The following is a 17,147-nucleotide window of genomic DNA, read 5'->3' on the forward strand; positions in this document are numbered from 1 at the left end:
CCGCCGCCAACGAGCAGGACCGCGCCCAGGTGGAGAAGCTCGCCGAAGCGGTGCAGCAGATCACCGGAGACCATGTGGAACTTGCCTACGTTGACCAGGGCTACACCGGAGAAGCCGCTGACAGCGCGGCCGCCCGGCACGGCATTCAACTGGAGGTCGTCAAGCACACGGAGGCCAAACGCGGCTTCGTCCTGCTGCCGCGCCGATGGGTCGTCGAGAGAAGCTTCGCTTGGGCCGCACGATTCCGCCGCCTGGCGAGAGACTACGAGCGCCTCTCCCAAACACTCGCCGCCTTTCACTACTTCGCCTTCGCGTGCCTCATGCTCAGCAGAATCTTCAAATTGCTCAACTGAAGTCACTAACAGCCTCTAGTGCGACTCGTCCTCCCGGCCCTTCACCCGGTCGTAATGATACACATCGCTCGTCGTCCCCAGAGCCTGGTTATAAAGGCTCGTCGCCCCCAGCGCTTCCTTCAGCTCTTCCGTAAACTCATGCAGCGACCGCAGATGGTCCGCCGTCGCCGGAATCTCCATCTTCGACGTCTTGAAGAACTTCTGGTAACCGCGATCCACCAGCCGCGCAATCTCGCCGCCCACCAGCACGCCCGGCCGCGACAGGATCATCGGAGTCCCATCCTGGGCCGGAGCAATCTCCGCCGCGCACCCGAACTTCCTCACCTGAAATGCGTTCGGGACGCGCTTTGCACCATCCTGCGCCGGTGCGACATCAAATCGTTGACCGCCAAGGACGGACAAAACATCGTTGAAGCTGCGCTGCGGGGTCTTTTTTGCCATAAGTGCCATCGTTTAGACTCAGAACTTAACTGTCGCACATCCGCCGACGTGCTTCAAACGGTCACGCGCGCGACACACACATACGGGACCCAATGATCACCACCGTCCAACCCCTCGGCTCAACCATCCTCGAGCGCATTGGCAACACGCCGCTCCTGCGCCTCGAAGGCCTGCTCGACCACCTCGGCGAATCCGCCTCCGGAATCCAGCTCCTCGGCAAGGCCGAATGGGCCAACCCCGGCGGCTCCATCAAAGACCGCGCCGCCGCCGCCATCGTCACCGATGCCCTCAAGCGCGGCCTCATCTCGCCCACCCAGAGCCTCCTCGACGCCACCAGCGGCAACACCGGCATCGCCTACGCCATGCTCGGAGCAGCCCTCCACTTCCCCGTCACCCTCTGCATGCCCTCCAACGTCTCGCGCGAGCGCAAGAAGTACCTCGCCGCCTACGGTGCCAACGTCGTCTGGACCGACCCCGCCGACGGCTCCGACGGCGCCATCCGCAAGGCCCGCGAGCTAGCCGCCGCCGAGCCAACACGCTACTTCTACGCCGACCAGTACTCCAACGACGAGAACTGGCGCGCCCACTACCGCACCACCGGCAACGAGATCTGGCAGCAGACCGACGGTCAGATTACCCACTTCGTCGCCGGCCTCGGAACCTCCGGCACCTTCATGGGCACCACCCGCCGCCTGCGCGAACTCAATCCCGTCATCCGCTGCGTCTCCATGCAGCCCGACTCCGCCTTCAACGGCCTCGAGGGCCTCAAGCACATGGCCACGGCCATCGTGCCCCGTATCTACGACCCCGCCCTCGCCGACGCCAACATCGACATGGACACCGAGGTCGCCTACCGCACCTGCCGCACCCTGGCACGCCGGCATGGCCTGCTCGTCGGTATCTCCTCCGGAGCCGCCGTCGCCGCCGCCGTCCAGGTCGCCGAGCAGGAGGCCCGCGCCAACCACGAGGCCGTCATCGTCACCATCCTCCCCGACTCAGCGGAAAAGTACATGAGCGACCGCTTCTGGCAGGAGCAGGACTGACCATGCTGCACATCACCTACACCGACTACGAAGCCCTGCGCGCCCACGGCGAAGAGACCTACCCCAACGAGTGCTGCGGCGTCCTCCTCGGCAAATCTGACGCCGACGGCAACCACGTCCGCCAGATCGTCCGCGCCGGCAACACCCGCACCGACTCCGCGCACAACCGCTACAACATCGCGCCACAGGAGCTCGTCAAGATCCAGCGCCAGGCCCGCTCACTCTCGCTCGACATCGTAGGCTTCTACCACTCGCACCCCGACCACCCCGCCCAGTGGTCCCCCACCGACTTTGCCGAGGCCCACTGGATCGGCTGCTCCTACGTCATCACCGCCGTCGAAAAGGGCAAGGCCGCCATCACCAACTCCTTCCTCCTCACCGGCACCACCGAGGAAGACAAGAAGTTCGTTGATCAACCCGTTGAAATCGACGTCGCAACCTCAACCCAACCGAAAGGTCAGGCATGAACATCCACATCCCAACCCCGCTCCGCGCCTACACCGGCGGAGCCGAGACGGTCACAGTCCCCGGCGCCACCGTAGCCGAGGTCTTCGACCAGCTCACCTCCCAGTACCCCGAGCTCAAACAGCAGCTCTTCAACAACGAGGGCAAGCTCCGCTCCTTCGTCAACGTTTACCTCAACGACGAAGACCTCCGCTACCTCCCCGCGAAAGAATCCACTACCGTCGCCTCCACCGATGAACTGACGATCATTCCCTCGATCGCCGGTGGGACTGGCCGTTGTAAGAGCTAACACGATTCGTTAGATTTTGCCCATATGATCGGAAACGAAGAGGGCTGCAAAAGTAAGCAAATCACTTCAAGATGCTTTCGAAATCCTTGGGCAATCAATAGTTACAGTAAATGAATCCTGTAGCGAATCTGAGGCAGAGGGATATCGCCAGAAGGTAGGAGATATCCTTCTACATCATTGTCTTTGGACTTTTAGAGCCTCTTTATAAAACTCACCCTCAACTCAAACCGTCAGATTGGGAAGATTGAGCTAAAGAGGGCGCAGTTTTGTATTTCACCACTGCTTGCTTCTGAGCCCTTCGGGCCCCAAAAGCATCTAGAATTAAGCCATGCCAACAGCCATCGAAGAAGCCGTCCAGCTCCCCAAGCTCTCCAACGAAGAGATCGCCCGCTACTCCCGCCACCTCATCCTTCCCGAGGTCGGCATGGAGGGCCAGCAGAAGCTCAAGGCAGCCCGCGTCCTCTGCGTCGGAACCGGCGGCCTCGGAGCTCCACTCGCTCTCTACCTCACCGCCGCGGGCGTAGGCACCATCGGTCTCATCGACTTCGACGTCGTCGACGAGTCCAACCTCCAGCGCCAGATCATCCACTCGCAGTCCACCGTCGGCAAGCTCAAGGTCGACTCCGCCGAGCTGATGCTCAAGGGCCTCAACAAGAACGTCAACATCGTCAAGCACAACACCATGCTGACGTCCGCCAACGCTCTCGAGATCTTCAAGGAATACGACGTCATCGCCGACGGCACCGACAACTTCCAGACCCGCTACCTCGTCAACGACGCCTGCGTCCTCACCGGCAAGCCCAACGCCTACGGCTCCATCTTCCGCTTCGAGGGCCAGGCCTCCGTCTTCGCCACCGAGGAAGGCCCGTGCTACCGCTGCCTCTACCCCGAGCCGCCACCGCCCGGCCTCGTCCCCTCCTGCGCCGAAGGCGGAGTCCTCGGAATCCTCCCCGGCCTCATAGGAGTCATCCAGGCCACCGAGGTCATCAAACTGATCCTCGGCATCGGCGACCCCCTCATCGGCCGCCTGCTTCTCGTCGACGCCCTCGGCATGGGCTTCCGCACCCTCAAGCTGCGCAAGAACCCCAACTGCCCCGCCTGCGGCACCCACGAGATCCAGCAGCTCATCGACTACGACCAGTTCTGCGGAATCGAGAAGCCCACCACCGTCGGCCCCCTCGAGGTCGCCCGCGACAAGGCTGTCGCCAACGCGGCCATCGTCGATGGCATCCCGCAGGTCACGGTCGAGACCCTCAAGAAGAAGCTCGACGCGAAAGAAAACATCTTCGTCCTCGACGTCCGCGAGCCCCACGAGTACCAGATCGCGAATCTCGGCGCTCCTCTGATCCCCGTAGGCTCCATCGAGTCGCGCGTCAACGAGCTCGCCGACCACAAGAACGACGAGATCATCATCCACTGCCGCTCCGGAGCCCGCAGCCAGAAGGCCGCACTCGCCCTCAAGGCCGCCGGCTTCACCAACGTCTCCAACCTCACCGGAGGCATCCTTGCCTGGGCCGAAAAAATCGACCCCTCGATGCCCAAGTACTAACCCGCTCCGCGCAAAAAGAAATGCGCAAAAAGAAAAAGGCGTGCCACGTGGCACGCCTTTTCGTCCCTCCACAAAATTGTCATTTCGACCACAGGTGCTCACAGCTTCACCGCGAGCACCGCAGCGGAGGAACCTGCTTCTTTACCACCACCCCAGCCTCAGTGCACGTTCGCCAGATACCGCTCCCGCGCCTCGCGCAGCTGATCCACCGCTCGCCCCTCCAGCGGTCTTCTCGACCCCAGCTGATGCGCCACCAAACAGATGTGCGCGAAGTGCTCCACCGTCTCCATCTTCAGATAAGCATCCAGCAGGTCGCCGCCAAACGTCACCGCGCCATGGTTCGCCAGCAGAATCGCCGAGTGCTCCGGAATCAGTGGCTCCAGACTCGCCGCCAGGTCGTCCGTTCCCGTCGTCGCATACGGCGCCAGCGGAACCACTCCCAGCGTCATCACCGCCTCCGAGCACAGCGGTTCATCCAGCGGCCTTCCCGAGCACGCGAACCCCGTCGCGATCGGCGGATGCGAATGAATCACCGCGATCGCATCCGGGCGCATCCGGTAGATCGCCAGATGCATCCCGATCTCGCTCGTCACCCGTAGCGATCCCGCAAGCTGCCTGCCCTCTGGATCGACCACCACCATCTCGTCCGATCGCAGGAGTGCCTTGCTTCGCCCCGTAGGAGTCGCCAGGATGCGTTCCTCATCCAGCCGCACCGAAAGATTTCCCGACGTCCCCGGCATAAAACCCAGCCGCGAAAGCCCGCGCCCGAATCGAACCAGACCGCGCCGAAGCTCAACCTCACTACCGTATCCGCTCGTCAAGGTGGCCCTCCCTCGTAACCCGCATCATACAGAACCGCATGACCGGGAACTCCGCACCTGTTTGGATTTCCTTCAAACCAGAAACCGGGACTCCCGTACCCGCCCCAATCCCACGCACGTCCTGGAAAACTGATAATAGCTCGGTTTGATGTTCCTAAACGTCTAACCGCAGCCCCACTACTCCGGTTTATCTTCCGCGACCAGCATCTGCAGCGTCAACGGACGCTCCAGCATACAGTCCAGCCTTGCAATCGAGTGTATCGCTCTTTCGATCGTTCCCGTAAGGCACGGCTCCGTCGTCACCACAAAAGGCAGCTTGTGCTTCGGATATCCCGGCTTCTGCAGCAGCGAGTCGATATTCGCCCCCACCTTCGCCAGCGCCCCCGCAATCGCCGACACGATCCCCGGCTTGTCATCCACCACAAACCTCAGGTAATGCGGAGCCAGAAACTCTCCCGTCACCTGCCGCTTCCGCACCGGCAGTTCCACCGCCTTCGCGCCCTGCACCACCGCCAGCAGGTCCGACACCACCGCCACCGCCGTAGGCTCGCCTCCCGCGCCGTGGCCCGAGAACACCACGTCCCCGCCGTACTCTCCGCTCGTCACCACCATGTTCTGCGTCCCATGCGACCACGCCAGCGGCGACGCCAGCGGAACCAGCATCGGAGCCACCCGCGCATGCACCAGCGTACCCTCCACCTGCGCCCGCGAAACCTGCCGGATCGTGCAGCTCAGCTCCTTCGCATACACAAAGTCGATCGCCTCCACCGTCGAGATCGTCTGTGTCGCCACCTCATCCGGATTCAACTCCGCATGCAGCGCAATCCGCGACAGAATGCACAGCTTAGCCCGCGCATCGAACCCATCCACATCGGCCGAAGGATTCGCCTCCGCATACCCCAGCTGCTGCGCGTCCTGCAGCACCGTCGCATACTCCGCGCCCGCCTCCATCCGGCTCAGGATGTAGTTACACGTCCCATTCACAATCCCGCTCAGCCGCGTCACCCTGTCGCCGCCCAGCCCCTCCAGAATCCCCGGGATCACCGGCACCCCGCCCGCCACCGCGGCCCCATACACCAGCTGAACCCCATGCTCCTTCGCCAGCCGCTGCAGCGCCACGCCGCGATACGCGATCAGCTGCTTGTTCGCCGTCACCACATGCTTCCCAGCGGCCAGAGCCTTCTTCAGCCACCCCTCCACGGGATTCAGCCCACCTATCAGCTCAACGACGACATTCACATCCGACTTCAGCACATCGTCGATGTTCTCCGTCCACACCGCGCCCGCCGGCACCCACTTTGCCGCCTCCGACTCCCGCTTCCTTGCCACGTTGCGGTTGTACACATGCGTCAGCGCAACCCCGGCGTACCTCTGCTCCGCAAGCACCTTCGCCACCGAGCTTCCAACCGTCCCGAACCCCAGCAGCGCCACCTTCACCACACCGTCCTTCTTCCGGGCCGCCGCCTTCACCTGCTTCGCCTTCGTCGCCTTCGCCGCCATCGTCCTCGCTCGTCTGTTCCTTCGTCAGTAGTGCACTCGCGAAGCAAAGTTCCGCCACGCTTCAAAATTCTCCCAGGCCTCTTCTCCCAGAAGTCTCTCAGCCGGAATCGTCCTTCCCCCCACCGGCTTCTTCAGCTCGTCGTACAAAAACGCATCGTCAAAACCAACCGCCGCCGCATCCGCAGCCGTGTTGCCATAAAAAATCTCATCCATCCGCGACCAGTAGATCGCCGCCAGGCACATCGGACACGGCTCGCAGCTCGTATACATCTGGCATCCCGCCAGGATGAAATCCTTCAACTGCGCGCTGGCCCTGCGAATCGCCACCACCTCCGCATGCGCCGTCGGATCGTTCGTCGCCGTCACCTGGTTCACGCCCGTCGCAATCACCTCGCCGTCGCGCACGATCACCGCGCCAAACGGCCCTCCGCGCCCCGACACAACATTCTCGGTCGCAAGCCGAATCGCCTGCTTCATAAACTCTGAATCGCCCCGCATCCGGCTCCGCATCCTCACCGCACACGCACAAAAAACCGCGCACACAAAAAGCTCAAACGAATATACAAATTATTTCACACGGCTATTTCAACCTCACTGGCCATGCCCTTGCGATATCTGGCTGTTGCTGGTCTTGTCGTCATTGTTGCCGTCATTCTGAGCCGAAGGCGAAGAACCCCCGCATTTTCGCCAGTGCCGCCGCGAATCTTCGCCCGCGTGCCCCATGCATGCGGCCTCATCGCATAGACATCGCGCGAAAGCGCGACCGCTTTTCGTCAGGCGCCCCATGCATCTTTGCTAATCTGCTTCATAGCAAGCAACACGGTCCCGCATGGCAATCCAATCCATCAATCCCGCCACCAACAAACTCATCCGCTCCTTCGAGCCGCTCACCGAAGACGCCATCGCCGAAAAGCTCACCCTCGCCTTCGAAGCCTCGCGCACCTACCCCGCCGTCCCGCTCGAACACCGTGCCCTCTGCATGCGCAAGCTCGCCTCTCTCCTCGAGCACGAGACCACCGACCTCGCCCGCACCATCACCCTCGAGATGGGCAAGCCCCTCCACGCCGCCGAGCAGGAGGTCCTCAAGTGCGCCACCGCCTGCCGCTACTACGCCGACAACGCCGCCCGCATCCTCACCCCCGAGCCCATCGCCACCGAAAACCACTCCTACGTCCGCTGGGATCCCCTCGGCGTCATCCTCGCCGTCATGCCCTGGAACTTCCCCTTCTGGCAGGTCTTCCGCTTCCTCGCGCCCGCACTCATGGCCGGCAACGTCGGCCTCCTCAAACACGCCTCCAACGTCCCTCAGTGCGCGCTCGACATCGAATCCCTCGTCCGCCGCGCCGGCTTCCCCCGCGGAACCTTCCAGGCCCTCCTCATCGAAGCCCGCCAGGTCGAGCGCGTCCTCGCCGACCCACGCATCGCCGCCGTCACCCTCACCGGCTCCGAGCCCGCCGGCCGCGCCATCGCCGCACAGGCCGGATGGCTCATCAAAAAATCCGTTCTCGAACTCGGCGGCTCCGACCCCTTCCTTGTCCTCCCCTCCGCCGACCTCAACGCCGCCGTCGAGACCGCCGTCCGCGCCCGCCTCGTCAACGCCGGCCAGTCCTGCATCGCCGCCAAGCGCTTCATCATCCACGAATCCATCTACGACGCCTTCGAAAAACGCTTCGTCGCCCTCATGGACTCCATGAAGATCGGCGACCCCATGAAAGAGGACACCGACATCGGCCCTCTCGCCACCGCCAAAATCGCCGAAGAGCTCGAGACCCAGGTCAAGGCCGCCATCAACGAAGGCGCCCGCGTTCTCACCGGCGGCGAGCGCATGCTCGGCAACGGAAACTACTTCGAGCCCACCGTCCTCACCAACGTCCCCCGCTCCAGCCCCGTCTACCGCGAAGAGCTCTTCGGCCCCGTCGCCATGCTCTTCCCTGCCCGCGACCTCGCCGAGGCCATCGAGATAGCCAACGACACCCCCTTCGGACTCGCCGCCTCCGCCTGGACCCGCGACCCCGCCGAGCAGCAGCGTCTCGTCTCCGAGCTCCAGTCCGGAGCCGTCTTCATCAACGCCATGGTCGCCTCCGACCCCCGCCTCCCCTTCGGAGGCATCAAGCACTCCGGCTACGGCCGCGAGCTCTCCGCCGCCGGCATGCGCGAGTTTCTCAACGCCAAAACCGTCGTGCTCGCCTCCCCCGTCAGCGCCCCGCCTCTCGCTCATGAACGATAAGCTACGTATTTTGTTATAGTTATACATCTCCCCATCTCCGCCAAACTCTTAACTCAAGACAGGTATCGAGATAGCCCAAAGCATGGGCAACTCGCCGACGCTATAGCCTTTCTAATCATTATTAGCCAGCTGTAGAAACGCCCGGGGTAGAAAACACTTTTCCTTGAAAGTGATCTCAACTTTGGAGATTCCACATGCTCAAACGCCTCTTTCTCGTTGCGACTATGATCATCGGCAGTGCGCTCGTTGCTCATGCCGATTCAATCACCGGCTTCTTCTCGGTCGTTGGAACTAATACCTTCACCTCCAACACCATCACCTTCGGCAGCGCAAATGTCGCTGGAGCGATAGGCGGCACCTTCGCCACCTACCTCACAGACGACAATCCAGTCTTCTTTCTCCCCGGGCCGCTTCCCTACAACCAGGGGCCTAATGTGCCTCCGCCGGCACAGTTTCCCCTGGGTTTCGTCCCCATCCTCACCACCACCGAAAACGGCGTCACCTTCACCTTCAACATGACCAACTACGACGCCGGATTCATCGACAACGGAACCAATGGATGCACCAGTGGCAGCACATGCCTCACCGTAACCGGGAATGGCTTCTTTAGTGCAACGGGCGCTATCACCGGAACGTCAGCACCAGCTAACTTCTCCTTTACCTCCCAGTATGTCGCCGGTCAGCCTCAAACCCTCCCAACGACGTTCTCCGCGTCGGCCTCTGTTATTCCAGAGCCAGCATCCCTCCTCCTCATGGGATCCGGCCTTATTGGAATGGTGGGTGTCGCGCGGCGTAGATTCAGCCTCTAAAGGTCTGTCTTAAGAACCACTTGTCGATCAAGTACAGGGGAGCCATCAGGCTCCCCCTTTATTTTTGGTAGAACGAGTGCCACTCTTGTGGTACTCGTTCTGCCATTTTTTGTGTTGCCAGGCAACCCCTTAGCGGATAAACTAATAACACTTGTACTAATAGCCCTTGCGTCTGTGAGCGCCTGAGGCACCTCCCCCTTCCCCTCGCGGTTTTCTCTCCTGCCAAAGCACGCTGGCCTGGAGCTATTCGCCAGCACGGCCGCATCCCCATCTCCTAAAAGAGGTTGATCGATCCATGCGCATTGCATCGGTAGGCACTGCATTTCCGGAACACCGCTACCCTCAGGCGGTGATCACACAAGCTCTCAAAAACCGCGTGCAGAACAAGCTGCAATCCCCCGGAGTCATGGAACGCCTTCACTCGAACTGCGGTGTCGACTACCGCCACATCATGTTCCCGCTCGAAACCCTCGGAACCCTCTCTGGCTTCGGCTCCACCAACGATCTCTGGATCAAAGGCGCTCTCGAGCTCGGCCAGAGTGCCATCACCGACGCTCTCGATCAGGCAGGGCTCACCCCCGCCGACATCTCGGCCATCTTCTTCACCTCCGTCACAGGAATCGCCTGTCCCAGCATCGACGCCCGCCTCGTCAACATCATGGGCTTCCCCAAGAGCGTCAAGCGAACCCCCATCTTCGGCCTGGGCTGTGTCGCGGGAGCCGCCGGTATCGCCCGCGCCACCGACTACCTCCGCGCCTTCCCCGACCAGTACGCCATCCTCCTCTCCGTCGAGCTCTGCTCCCTCACCTGGCAGGAGGACGACTGCTCCATGGCCAACATCGTCGCCTCCGGCCTCTTCGGTGACGGCTCCGCCGCCGTCGTCCTCGCCGGAGACGAGACAACCCACGGCCGTAGGCCCACCAGCGTCGACGAGCCCTGCCCGCGCGTCGTCGCCACCCGCTCCACCTTCTACCCCGACACCGAACACCTCATGGGCTGGAACATCGATCACAGCGGATTCAACATCGTCCTCTCCGCCGACGTCCCCGAACTCGTCCGCTCCGAGCTCCGCAACACCGTCGAGGACTTCCTCGAAGAGCAGAACCTCTCCATCTCAAACATCTGCAGCTTCATCTTCCACAGCGGAGGTCCCAAGGTCCTCCAGGCCATGGAAGCCGCTCTCAACCTCCCGAAGCATGCGCTGGCTGCCTCCTACAACAGCCTCCGCCAGCGCGGAAACCTCTCCTCCGCCTCCGTCCTCACCGTCATGCAGGACTTCCTCCGCAACCGCCCCGGAAGTCCCGGCTGCTACAGCATGATGGGAGCCATGGGCCCAGCCTTCTGCTCCGAACTACTCCTGCTCCAGTGGTAGAGCTACTCCTGCTCCAGCGGGAGAGATCTCGCTTATCGCGGCATGAGTGGTAGAGATCTCGGACGAAGCACTTTTTTTGAAACGTAATTCCGAGCGAAGCGAGGAACCCCCGCATTTCGCTCGAAGCGCCACGACCGCTCGGAGACGAGCAAAAGTCCTGTCCAGCCGGGGGCGCCGCCGGGTACCCCATTCATGACGCAGCCTTATCGCGGCATGAGAGGGACATTGGCGCGGAGCGCCAACCCTCACAACTTGTCAAGACCCCGACAAGCCCCAAATTCCCGCAACTCAAACAAACCAAACCACTAATCCCCCAACCCAAAGTTGCCGATTAATTTCCCCCACCTGCTACACTTAAATCAACATCAAAAATAGCCCCGAATCCCACCGGGGCTATCCCTTTTAGAATCAATATTATAATACTTAAACCACCTTAAATCAATACCTTACCCCGTTAAAATCTAGTAACTCGCTCAAAAATAACCACTAGGCGGAACACCCGGGGGGGGTGGGTACCTCACCTCGAAGTCTGCGAAAATAGAATCTGGAGTACCATGGCCGACGAGCCCAACAACACGATCGCAGTCGCCATGTCCGGTGGAGTCGACTCCTCGACAGTCGCGGCCATCCTGCGCTCCGAAGGGCACAACCTCGTCGGCCTCACCCTCCAGCTCTGGAACCAGCGCCGCCTCGCCGGAAAGGACGGCATGCCCGAAGCCGTGCAGGGCCGCTGCTGCTCCGTCGACGACGTATACGACGCCCGCGCCGTAGCCGAGCAGCTAGGAATCCCCTACTACGTCGTCAATCAGCAGGACCGCTTCGAGGCCGACGTCGTAAAGCCCTTCGTCAACGAGTACCTCCACGGACGAACGCCGATTCCCTGCACCCTTTGCAACAACCACCTCAAGTTCGACCAGCTTCTCCTCACCGCGCGCCAGATCGGCGCCGACCGCATCGCCACAGGCCACTACGCCCGCAACCACTTCGACGAAAGGCGCCAGCGCTGGATCCTCTCGCGCCCCGCCGACTACTCGAAGGACCAGACCTACTTCCTCTTCGGCCTAACACAGGAGCAACTCAGCCGCACGCTCTTCCCCCTCGGCGAGATGCAGAAGCCAGCCGTTCGCCAGATCGCCGAAGACAAGGGCCTCTACGTCGCCCAGAAGCCCGACTCGCAGGAGATCTGCTTCATCCCCAACGGCGACTACAGCGCCTTCCTGAAGGCCTACCTCGACGAGCAGAACGAAGAGATGCCCGACCTCTCCGGCGAACTCGTCACCACCTCAGGCGAGGTCATCGGCCAACATCAAGGCATCCACAGCTTCACCGTCGGGCAGCGCAAGGGTCTCGGCCTCAGCTCGCCCAACCCGCTCTACGTCCTCGCCATTCACCCCGACTCCCACAAGGTCACCGTCGGCCCCGACGAGGACCTGCTGTCACGCGAGCTCACCGCCAACCGCCTCAACTGGATCTCGATCTCAGGCCTGGCCGAAGGCGCAGAGCTCCGCGTCACGGCAAAGATCCGCCACCGTCACACGCCCGCGCCCGCAACCCTCATCGGAGAAGGCGACGACCTCGTCCGCGCCGTCTTCGACGAGCCGCAGCGAGCCATCACGCCCGGACAAGCCGCCGTCTTCTACCAACAGGACGAGGTCGTCGGCGGCGGCTGGATCATCTAGCTTTTTAGAAAGTATGGCGTCACAGGCCTTCATCGCCGCGATATGGCGGCGGAGGATGGTGATTCTTGCGGCCGACCAGCACGTCGATTCCGGCCTTCAGCCCGTTCATGATGCCGTGGAACTCGCGCACCGGAACCTGAACGCCCTTCTGGATCGTGGAAGCGATTCCGGAGGTCGTATCCAGAACCGAGCTCACCATCTCATCCACGCGCGCCGTCTGCGCCCGCGCCCGCTGATTCACATCGGTGAACGTCGAGTCGAACTCCTGCGCCTTCGCACGAACAACATGGCTCGTCTCGACCACGTTATCGGTGATCACCTTTATCTTCGGTTGCAGCTCATGCAGCAGGTTCTCCGTCCTGTCGACCACGGGCAACGCCTTCGCCTTCACCTCTTCGGCGATCGCAAACAGTCGCTTGCTCGCCTTCCACGCGCCAATCGCCGCGACAAAAACCACGATTGCCTGGATCATCATCGCAACCGCGACCATGCCCACGAAGATCATCAACAGCCGCGAGTTTCCGGACGAAAGCGAGTCCGCCTCCTGCAGCCACATCCCTGAGATCACCATGCAGTCTCTCCCTTGCGGCGACAGGATCTGGCTCCGAAAGCCAGATCCCGAAGTTCAAAGCCTTACGAGGACGTGTCCTGGGTCGAGCTCGTATACGCCTGCTTGCCCGCGTCGATCGCCGCGGCAACCTTGCCCTGCTGCTCCTGCACCAGCCCTTTGCCCTTCTCAACATACTGCGACCACTGCGTCCGGCCGCGGTCATAGAACTCCTTGCCGCGATCGACGTACTCGCCGAACTGCTGTTTGCCCTGTTCAGCCATCTCGGCAGCCCGCTCGCGACCTTGCTGCGCCAGCACCGCAGCCCTGTCTTTAGCTTCCAGCGCGCTCGTCCTCAGATCTTCGCGCGTCTCCTTGCCGGACTTCGGCGCATACAGCACGCCGACCAGCGCGCCGATGCCCAGCCCCGCAAGAAACCATCCCAAACCAGTTGCGCCGTTGTCGTTTTCTGACATTGCTCTCTCCTATTCCAAACGTCGAATGCGGAACCCATGGTGCTCTCCGCAGTTATAACTCAAACACCGTCTCAATTTTCGAGATATCGGCGATGCCCTGAAGCTTGAGGCCGACGGCCATGCTCCGCACTCAAGGAGGCAAGCCCGTTCCTGCCCAAGCCAACTTAGGTGGATGCCCCGCTCCTGGATTAGGTTGCGCGTCCTCGAGACCCTCGGAAACTGTCCCTCCTGAGCGCTCTCCGTTGCCGGCTTCGAGCGTCTTAATGCAAGGTCCTCGCGCTCACTCGCGAGCGGCGGCGCGACCTCGATACCACGTCCCGCCTCTACCAGTTGAGGTAGAGTGATGGCAGTAGCAAAGTGTCCACGTGTCCACTGCATGAACATGAAAGAAAAGAGATAGGGCCCTGACTATGAAGAACACCCACGGTATTGGTTCAACAACAAGCAGTCTGATAGCCGTAACTGCTCTCGCGCTCACCCTCAGCGTGGCCGGCTGCAAGAGCTCAACCCCTGCGGCTCCTCCGGCCGACGATGCCAGCCTGACGCAGGCAGTGCAAAACCGTCTGTCCGGTGACAGCGCACTGTCCACCGAGTCCATTCAGACGTCCGTGCAAAACGGTGTGGTCACCCTGAACGGCAATGTCAGTAATGAGGCCGCTCGCTCGCTGGCCGCCGCCGATGCCTCACAGATCGCCGGAATCAAGACCGTCGTGAACAATCTCTTGGTCCAGCCGCCAGCTCCCGTGGCCGATGCTGCGCCGCCTCCGATGCCTGCTCCCGAGCCCGCTCCGGCTCCGAAGAAAGCCGCCCCCAAGCCGGCCGCAAAGCCCGCTCCGATCGAGCGTCAAGAAGCGGCCCCGCAGGCTCCGCCTCCAGCTCCGGCACCCGCACCTGCACCAGTCGCAGCCGCGCCAGCGCCTCCTCCGCCGCCGGCCTTCAAGACAGTCACCATTCCTTCGGGAACCACCATCCCGGTCCGCATCACGCAGACGCTTGACAGCGCCAGCACCCAGCAGGGTCAGTCCTTCTCCGGCACCGTTGCTACCGACGTCATGGCCGACGGCCTGGTCGCTATCCGCCAGGGCACCGCGGTCACCGGACGGGTCACTGCCGTCCAAGAGGCCGCGCACTACAAGGGCAGCTCGCTGCTCACCGTGGAACTGGTCAGCATCGACCGCCACGGCGACTCTCTGGCCGTCACCACGCAGCCCTACAGCGTGCAGGGTAAAGGACGCGGCAAGAACACCGCAGCCAAGGTCGGCGGCGGCGCGGCCATTGGAGCCATCATCGGCGCCATCGCCGGCGGCGGCAAGGGCGCGGCCATCGGCTCGGCCGCAGGCGCAGGCTTAGGCGCCGGTGCCAACACCGTCACCCGCGGCGAGCAGGTCCAGATCCCCTCCGAAAGCCTCGTCAACTTCCAGATCACGAACACGCTTGCCGTCCGCGTCTCCACCAGCAACACGCTCAGCACCGGCTCGAACAGCAGCGGCCAGCGGCGCCCCATGAACCCGTCGCCGGACCAGCCACAGTAGCATTTTTTTGCATCATAACCAGTCAGCTGTCGGCAGGCCTCGCAAGGCCTGCCGTTTTAACTGCCCTCGCGATTCGCTCTGGTGTAGACTCTAGCTTCAAGCCAGCGACGCAGTGCGACCAACGAGGCACCACCAGCGCAAATACATAAGCGAGGTATCGTCTTGACGCAGGCATCATTCAACGCGGCGAAGCGGCCAGCAGGCTATCTAACCTTCACTCTCCACGCGCATCTGCCCTATGTCGTCAATCACGGCACATGGCCGCACGGCATGGAGTGGCTGCACGAAGCCGCGGCTGAGACCTACCTTCCGATGCTGCGCATGCTGCATCGCCTTGAGCGCGACGGAATCCGCTTCCAGTGCAACCTGAACCTTTCCCCGATCCTGCTCGAGCAGCTGTCGCACCCGGGCTTCGTCACCGAGTTCCCCAACTACCTCGGACGCAAGATCCTCGCCGCACGAGAGGACGAGGCCTACTTCATCCAGTCCGGTGAGACCCACCTGGCCGAGACCGCCCGCTTCTGGCACCGCTTCTTCTCCCAGGCTCTCGATGACTTCCATGCCCTCAACGGAGACATCGTCGCCGGCTTCCGCCACTTCAATGACATCGGTCTGATCGAGGTCATCACCTGCGGCGCCACCCACGGCTACATGCCGCTGCTGGGGACCGATGAGAGCGTGCGTGCCCAGGTCCGCGTCGCCGTCGAGACGCACAAGCGCCACATGGGCCGCCATCCCCGCGGCATCTGGGCGCCGGAGTGCGGCTACCGCCCGGCGGGCTTCTGGAACTATCCCGTCGCCATGGCGGACGGCTCGCCCACGCCCCCAGGCTTCGATCGCATCGGCTTCGAGGAGGCCCTCTCCGAGAGCGATATCGAGTTCTTCTTCGTCGATACTCACCTGGTCGAGCAAGGCCAGCGCGTGCCTTCGCCCTACGAGCTGCGCAACGGCGCTGTGCCCACCGACGAGCAGCTGATCGCCATGACGCACAGCGGCCACCGATCGCTCTACCAGCCCTACTTCGTCGACGGCCCCTACGACAAGCGCTACGCGACCACGATCTTCCCGCGCGATCCGCGCACCGGCATCCAGGTCTGGTCCGGCGACTCCGGCTACCCCGGCGACGGCGTCTATCTCGACTTCCACAAGAAGCGCTGGCCCGGCGGTCATCGCTACTGGCGCGTCACCGGCTCCAAGGTGGACATGGGCGACAAGCAACCCTACTACCCGCAGGAGGCCGCCGACCGCGTCCAGTCCCACGCCTCGCACTTCGTGCACCTCGTCTACGAGGCCCTCAAGTCCGGCTTCAACGACTCCATTCCACCCATCCTTTGCTCGCCATTCGACGCCGAGCTCTTCGGCCACTGGTGGTTCGAAGGAGCGCTGTGGCTCGAAGCCATTGCCCGCATCCTGCACGACTACGACACCGGCATCCAGATGATCTCCTGCGCTGAGTACCTCGATCTCTATCCGCGCGCAGGCTTCATCGCCCTGCCCGAGGGCTCCTGGGGAGCGGGCGGCGGCCACGAGGTCTGGATGAATCCCGACACCAGCTGGACCTACACCCACATCTACCCGGCCGAGCTATTCACGCGCGAGATGGTGACCGCAGGCAAATGGCGCGAATCCGAACTCGGCCGTCGCATCGCGAAGCAGCTCTGCCGCGAGCTTCTGCTGCTTGAGTCCTCGGACTGGCAGTTCCTCGTCACCACAGGCGCCGCGCGCGACTACGCCGAGACTCGCTTCACTACGCACAACGATCAGTTCAACGAGGTCAAGAGCATCTGGCAGACCTTCGAGTCCACCGGGCAGCTTATCGCCGTCCAGGAGGCCCGGCTGGCCGAGATCGAACGCCGCGACAGTGTCTTCCCCGACATCGACCCCGGAATGTGGGCAGCCGGAGCCCGTGAAGAGCGCTACCAGGCTCCGCTAAGCGAAACTCTCGCTGTCAGGCCACAGGCTCGGACCCTTGCCAAGCCACCCGCCTCCGTTCCAGCGACACCACCTCCGGCAGTCACAAAGTTTGAATAGGCAGCTCTAAAAT

Annotated in this window: 17 protein-coding genes; 11 read left to right on the plus strand and 6 right to left on the minus strand. The window is 62.5% G+C overall.

What is annotated here, in order from left to right; genetic code table 11:
• Positions 1 to 353, plus strand: a 353-nt coding sequence (locus tag Q363_RS18535; RefSeq protein ID WP_035353186.1) for an IS5 family transposase, incomplete at its 5' end; no start/stop codon positions are given.
• 15 nt (positions 354 to 368) lie between these two features.
• Here Q363_RS18535 and Q363_RS18540 read toward each other — a convergent pair.
• Positions 369 to 794 (minus strand): hypothetical protein, encoded by a 426-nt coding sequence (locus Q363_RS18540; RefSeq protein ID WP_035353189.1) that lies wholly within the window; start codon positions 792 to 794, stop codon positions 369 to 371.
• A gap of 92 nt (positions 795 to 886) precedes the next feature.
• On the opposite strand from Q363_RS18540, the gene Q363_RS18545 reads away from it, so the two are divergent.
• The 4 genes from Q363_RS18545 to moeB all read left to right on the plus strand — a co-directional run bounded on the left by Q363_RS18545 (position 887) and on the right by moeB (position 4,140).
• Positions 887 to 1,837 carry a PLP-dependent cysteine synthase family protein gene (locus Q363_RS18545; protein ID WP_035353192.1) on the plus strand — a complete coding sequence of 317 codons (951 nt, stop codon included), beginning with the start codon at positions 887 to 889 and terminating at the stop codon, positions 1,835 to 1,837.
• A gap of 2 nt (positions 1,838 to 1,839) precedes the next feature.
• The gene (locus tag Q363_RS18550; RefSeq protein ID WP_035353195.1) at positions 1,840 to 2,304 is read left to right on the plus strand and encodes a M67 family metallopeptidase; all 465 of its coding nucleotides are present in this window, start codon (positions 1,840 to 1,842) and stop codon (positions 2,302 to 2,304) included.
• Positions 2,301 to 2,591: a MoaD/ThiS family protein gene (locus tag Q363_RS18555; protein WP_035353198.1), complete on the plus strand. Its 291-nt coding sequence runs from the start codon at positions 2,301 to 2,303 to the stop codon at positions 2,589 to 2,591. The genes Q363_RS18550 and Q363_RS18555 overlap by 4 nt, the downstream gene beginning before the upstream one ends.
• Before the next feature lie 328 nt (positions 2,592 to 2,919).
• On the plus strand, positions 2,920 to 4,140 hold the full coding sequence (gene moeB / locus Q363_RS18560; protein WP_035353201.1) for a molybdopterin-synthase adenylyltransferase MoeB: 1,221 nt from the start codon (positions 2,920 to 2,922) through the stop codon (positions 4,138 to 4,140).
• Positions 4,141 to 4,298: 158 nt separating this feature from the next.
• On the opposite strand, the gene Q363_RS18565 is transcribed toward moeB, so the two are convergent.
• The 3 genes from Q363_RS18565 to Q363_RS18575 form a co-directional block, all read right to left on the minus strand.
• On the minus strand, positions 4,299 to 4,961 hold the full coding sequence (locus tag Q363_RS18565; protein ID WP_035353204.1) for a class II aldolase/adducin family protein: 663 nt from the start codon (positions 4,959 to 4,961) through the stop codon (positions 4,299 to 4,301).
• A 177-nt stretch (positions 4,962 to 5,138) separates the two neighbouring features.
• Positions 5,139 to 6,461, minus strand: a complete 1,323-nt coding sequence (locus tag Q363_RS18570) for a homoserine dehydrogenase (protein WP_051978973.1) — start codon at positions 6,459 to 6,461, stop codon at positions 5,139 to 5,141.
• A gap of 24 nt (positions 6,462 to 6,485) precedes the next feature.
• Positions 6,486 to 6,971: a nucleoside deaminase gene (locus Q363_RS18575; protein WP_342667428.1), complete on the minus strand. Its 486-nt coding sequence runs from the start codon at positions 6,969 to 6,971 to the stop codon at positions 6,486 to 6,488.
• Between the two features lie 319 nt (positions 6,972 to 7,290).
• Between Q363_RS18575 and Q363_RS18580 the strand changes: the two genes are divergently transcribed.
• The 4 genes from Q363_RS18580 (at position 7,291) to mnmA (ending at position 12,548) form a co-directional block, all read left to right on the plus strand.
• Positions 7,291 to 8,688 carry an NAD-dependent succinate-semialdehyde dehydrogenase gene (locus Q363_RS18580; protein WP_051978974.1) on the plus strand — a complete coding sequence of 466 codons (1,398 nt, stop codon included), beginning with the start codon at positions 7,291 to 7,293 and terminating at the stop codon, positions 8,686 to 8,688.
• 194 nt (positions 8,689 to 8,882) lie between these two features.
• Positions 8,883 to 9,497 carry a PEP-CTERM sorting domain-containing protein gene (locus Q363_RS18585; RefSeq protein WP_035353209.1) on the plus strand — a complete coding sequence of 205 codons (615 nt, stop codon included), beginning with the start codon at positions 8,883 to 8,885 and terminating at the stop codon, positions 9,495 to 9,497.
• A gap of 295 nt (positions 9,498 to 9,792) precedes the next feature.
• Positions 9,793 to 10,869, plus strand: coding sequence for a type III polyketide synthase (locus tag Q363_RS18590; protein WP_035353211.1), 1,077 nt, complete (start codon positions 9,793 to 9,795; stop codon positions 10,867 to 10,869).
• A gap of 554 nt (positions 10,870 to 11,423) precedes the next feature.
• Positions 11,424 to 12,548, plus strand: coding sequence for a tRNA 2-thiouridine(34) synthase MnmA (mnmA, locus tag Q363_RS18595; protein WP_035353214.1), 1,125 nt, complete (start codon positions 11,424 to 11,426; stop codon positions 12,546 to 12,548).
• 19 nt (positions 12,549 to 12,567) lie between these two features.
• On the opposite strand, the gene Q363_RS18600 is transcribed toward mnmA, so the two are convergent.
• Both Q363_RS18600 and Q363_RS18605 read right to left on the minus strand, forming a co-directional pair.
• Entirely contained in the window at positions 12,568 to 13,119 is a 552-nt protein-coding gene (locus Q363_RS18600; RefSeq protein ID WP_035353217.1) for a hypothetical protein, read from the minus strand.
• A gap of 62 nt (positions 13,120 to 13,181) precedes the next feature.
• Positions 13,182 to 13,571 (minus strand): YtxH domain-containing protein, encoded by a 390-nt coding sequence (locus Q363_RS18605; protein ID WP_035353220.1) that lies wholly within the window; start codon positions 13,569 to 13,571, stop codon positions 13,182 to 13,184.
• Positions 13,572 to 13,981: 410 nt separating this feature from the next.
• Between Q363_RS18605 and Q363_RS18610 the strand changes: the two genes are divergently transcribed.
• Both Q363_RS18610 and Q363_RS18615 read left to right on the plus strand, forming a co-directional pair.
• On the plus strand, positions 13,982 to 15,103 hold the full coding sequence (locus tag Q363_RS18610; protein ID WP_051978975.1) for a BON domain-containing protein: 1,122 nt from the start codon (positions 13,982 to 13,984) through the stop codon (positions 15,101 to 15,103).
• A gap of 162 nt (positions 15,104 to 15,265) precedes the next feature.
• On the plus strand, positions 15,266 to 17,134 hold the full coding sequence (locus Q363_RS18615; RefSeq protein WP_245632311.1) for a glycoside hydrolase family 57 protein: 1,869 nt from the start codon (positions 15,266 to 15,268) through the stop codon (positions 17,132 to 17,134).
• Positions 17,135 to 17,147 lie beyond the last annotated feature (13 nt).

It is taken from the genome of Edaphobacter aggregans DSM 19364 (genome assembly GCF_000745965.1).
Lineage (GTDB): Bacteria > Acidobacteriota > Terriglobia > Terriglobales > Acidobacteriaceae > Edaphobacter > Edaphobacter aggregans.

Coding starts and splice junctions, on each gene's coding strand:
- Q363_RS18540 (WP_035353189.1), bottom strand. CDS start 794: ATGGCAAAAAAGACCCCGCAGCGCAGCTTCAACGATGTTTTGTCCGTC.
- Q363_RS18545 (WP_035353192.1), top strand. CDS start 887: ATGATCACCACCGTCCAACCCCTCGGCTCAACCATCCTCGAGCGCATT.
- Q363_RS18550 (WP_035353195.1), top strand. CDS start 1,840: ATGCTGCACATCACCTACACCGACTACGAAGCCCTGCGCGCCCACGGC.
- Q363_RS18555 (WP_035353198.1), top strand. CDS start 2,301: ATGAACATCCACATCCCAACCCCGCTCCGCGCCTACACCGGCGGAGCC.
- moeB (WP_035353201.1), top strand. CDS start 2,920: ATGCCAACAGCCATCGAAGAAGCCGTCCAGCTCCCCAAGCTCTCCAAC.
- Q363_RS18570 (WP_051978973.1), bottom strand. CDS start 6,461: ATGGCGGCGAAGGCGACGAAGGCGAAGCAGGTGAAGGCGGCGGCCCGG.
- Q363_RS18575 (WP_342667428.1), bottom strand. CDS start 6,971: ATGCGGAGCCGGATGCGGGGCGATTCAGAGTTTATGAAGCAGGCGATT.
- Q363_RS18580 (WP_051978974.1), top strand. CDS start 7,291: ATGGCAATCCAATCCATCAATCCCGCCACCAACAAACTCATCCGCTCC.
- Q363_RS18585 (WP_035353209.1), top strand. CDS start 8,883: ATGCTCAAACGCCTCTTTCTCGTTGCGACTATGATCATCGGCAGTGCG.
- Q363_RS18590 (WP_035353211.1), top strand. CDS start 9,793: ATGCGCATTGCATCGGTAGGCACTGCATTTCCGGAACACCGCTACCCT.
- mnmA (WP_035353214.1), top strand. CDS start 11,424: ATGGCCGACGAGCCCAACAACACGATCGCAGTCGCCATGTCCGGTGGA.
- Q363_RS18600 (WP_035353217.1), bottom strand. CDS start 13,119: ATGGTGATCTCAGGGATGTGGCTGCAGGAGGCGGACTCGCTTTCGTCC.
- Q363_RS18605 (WP_035353220.1), bottom strand. CDS start 13,571: ATGTCAGAAAACGACAACGGCGCAACTGGTTTGGGATGGTTTCTTGCG.
- Q363_RS18610 (WP_051978975.1), top strand. CDS start 13,982: ATGAAGAACACCCACGGTATTGGTTCAACAACAAGCAGTCTGATAGCC.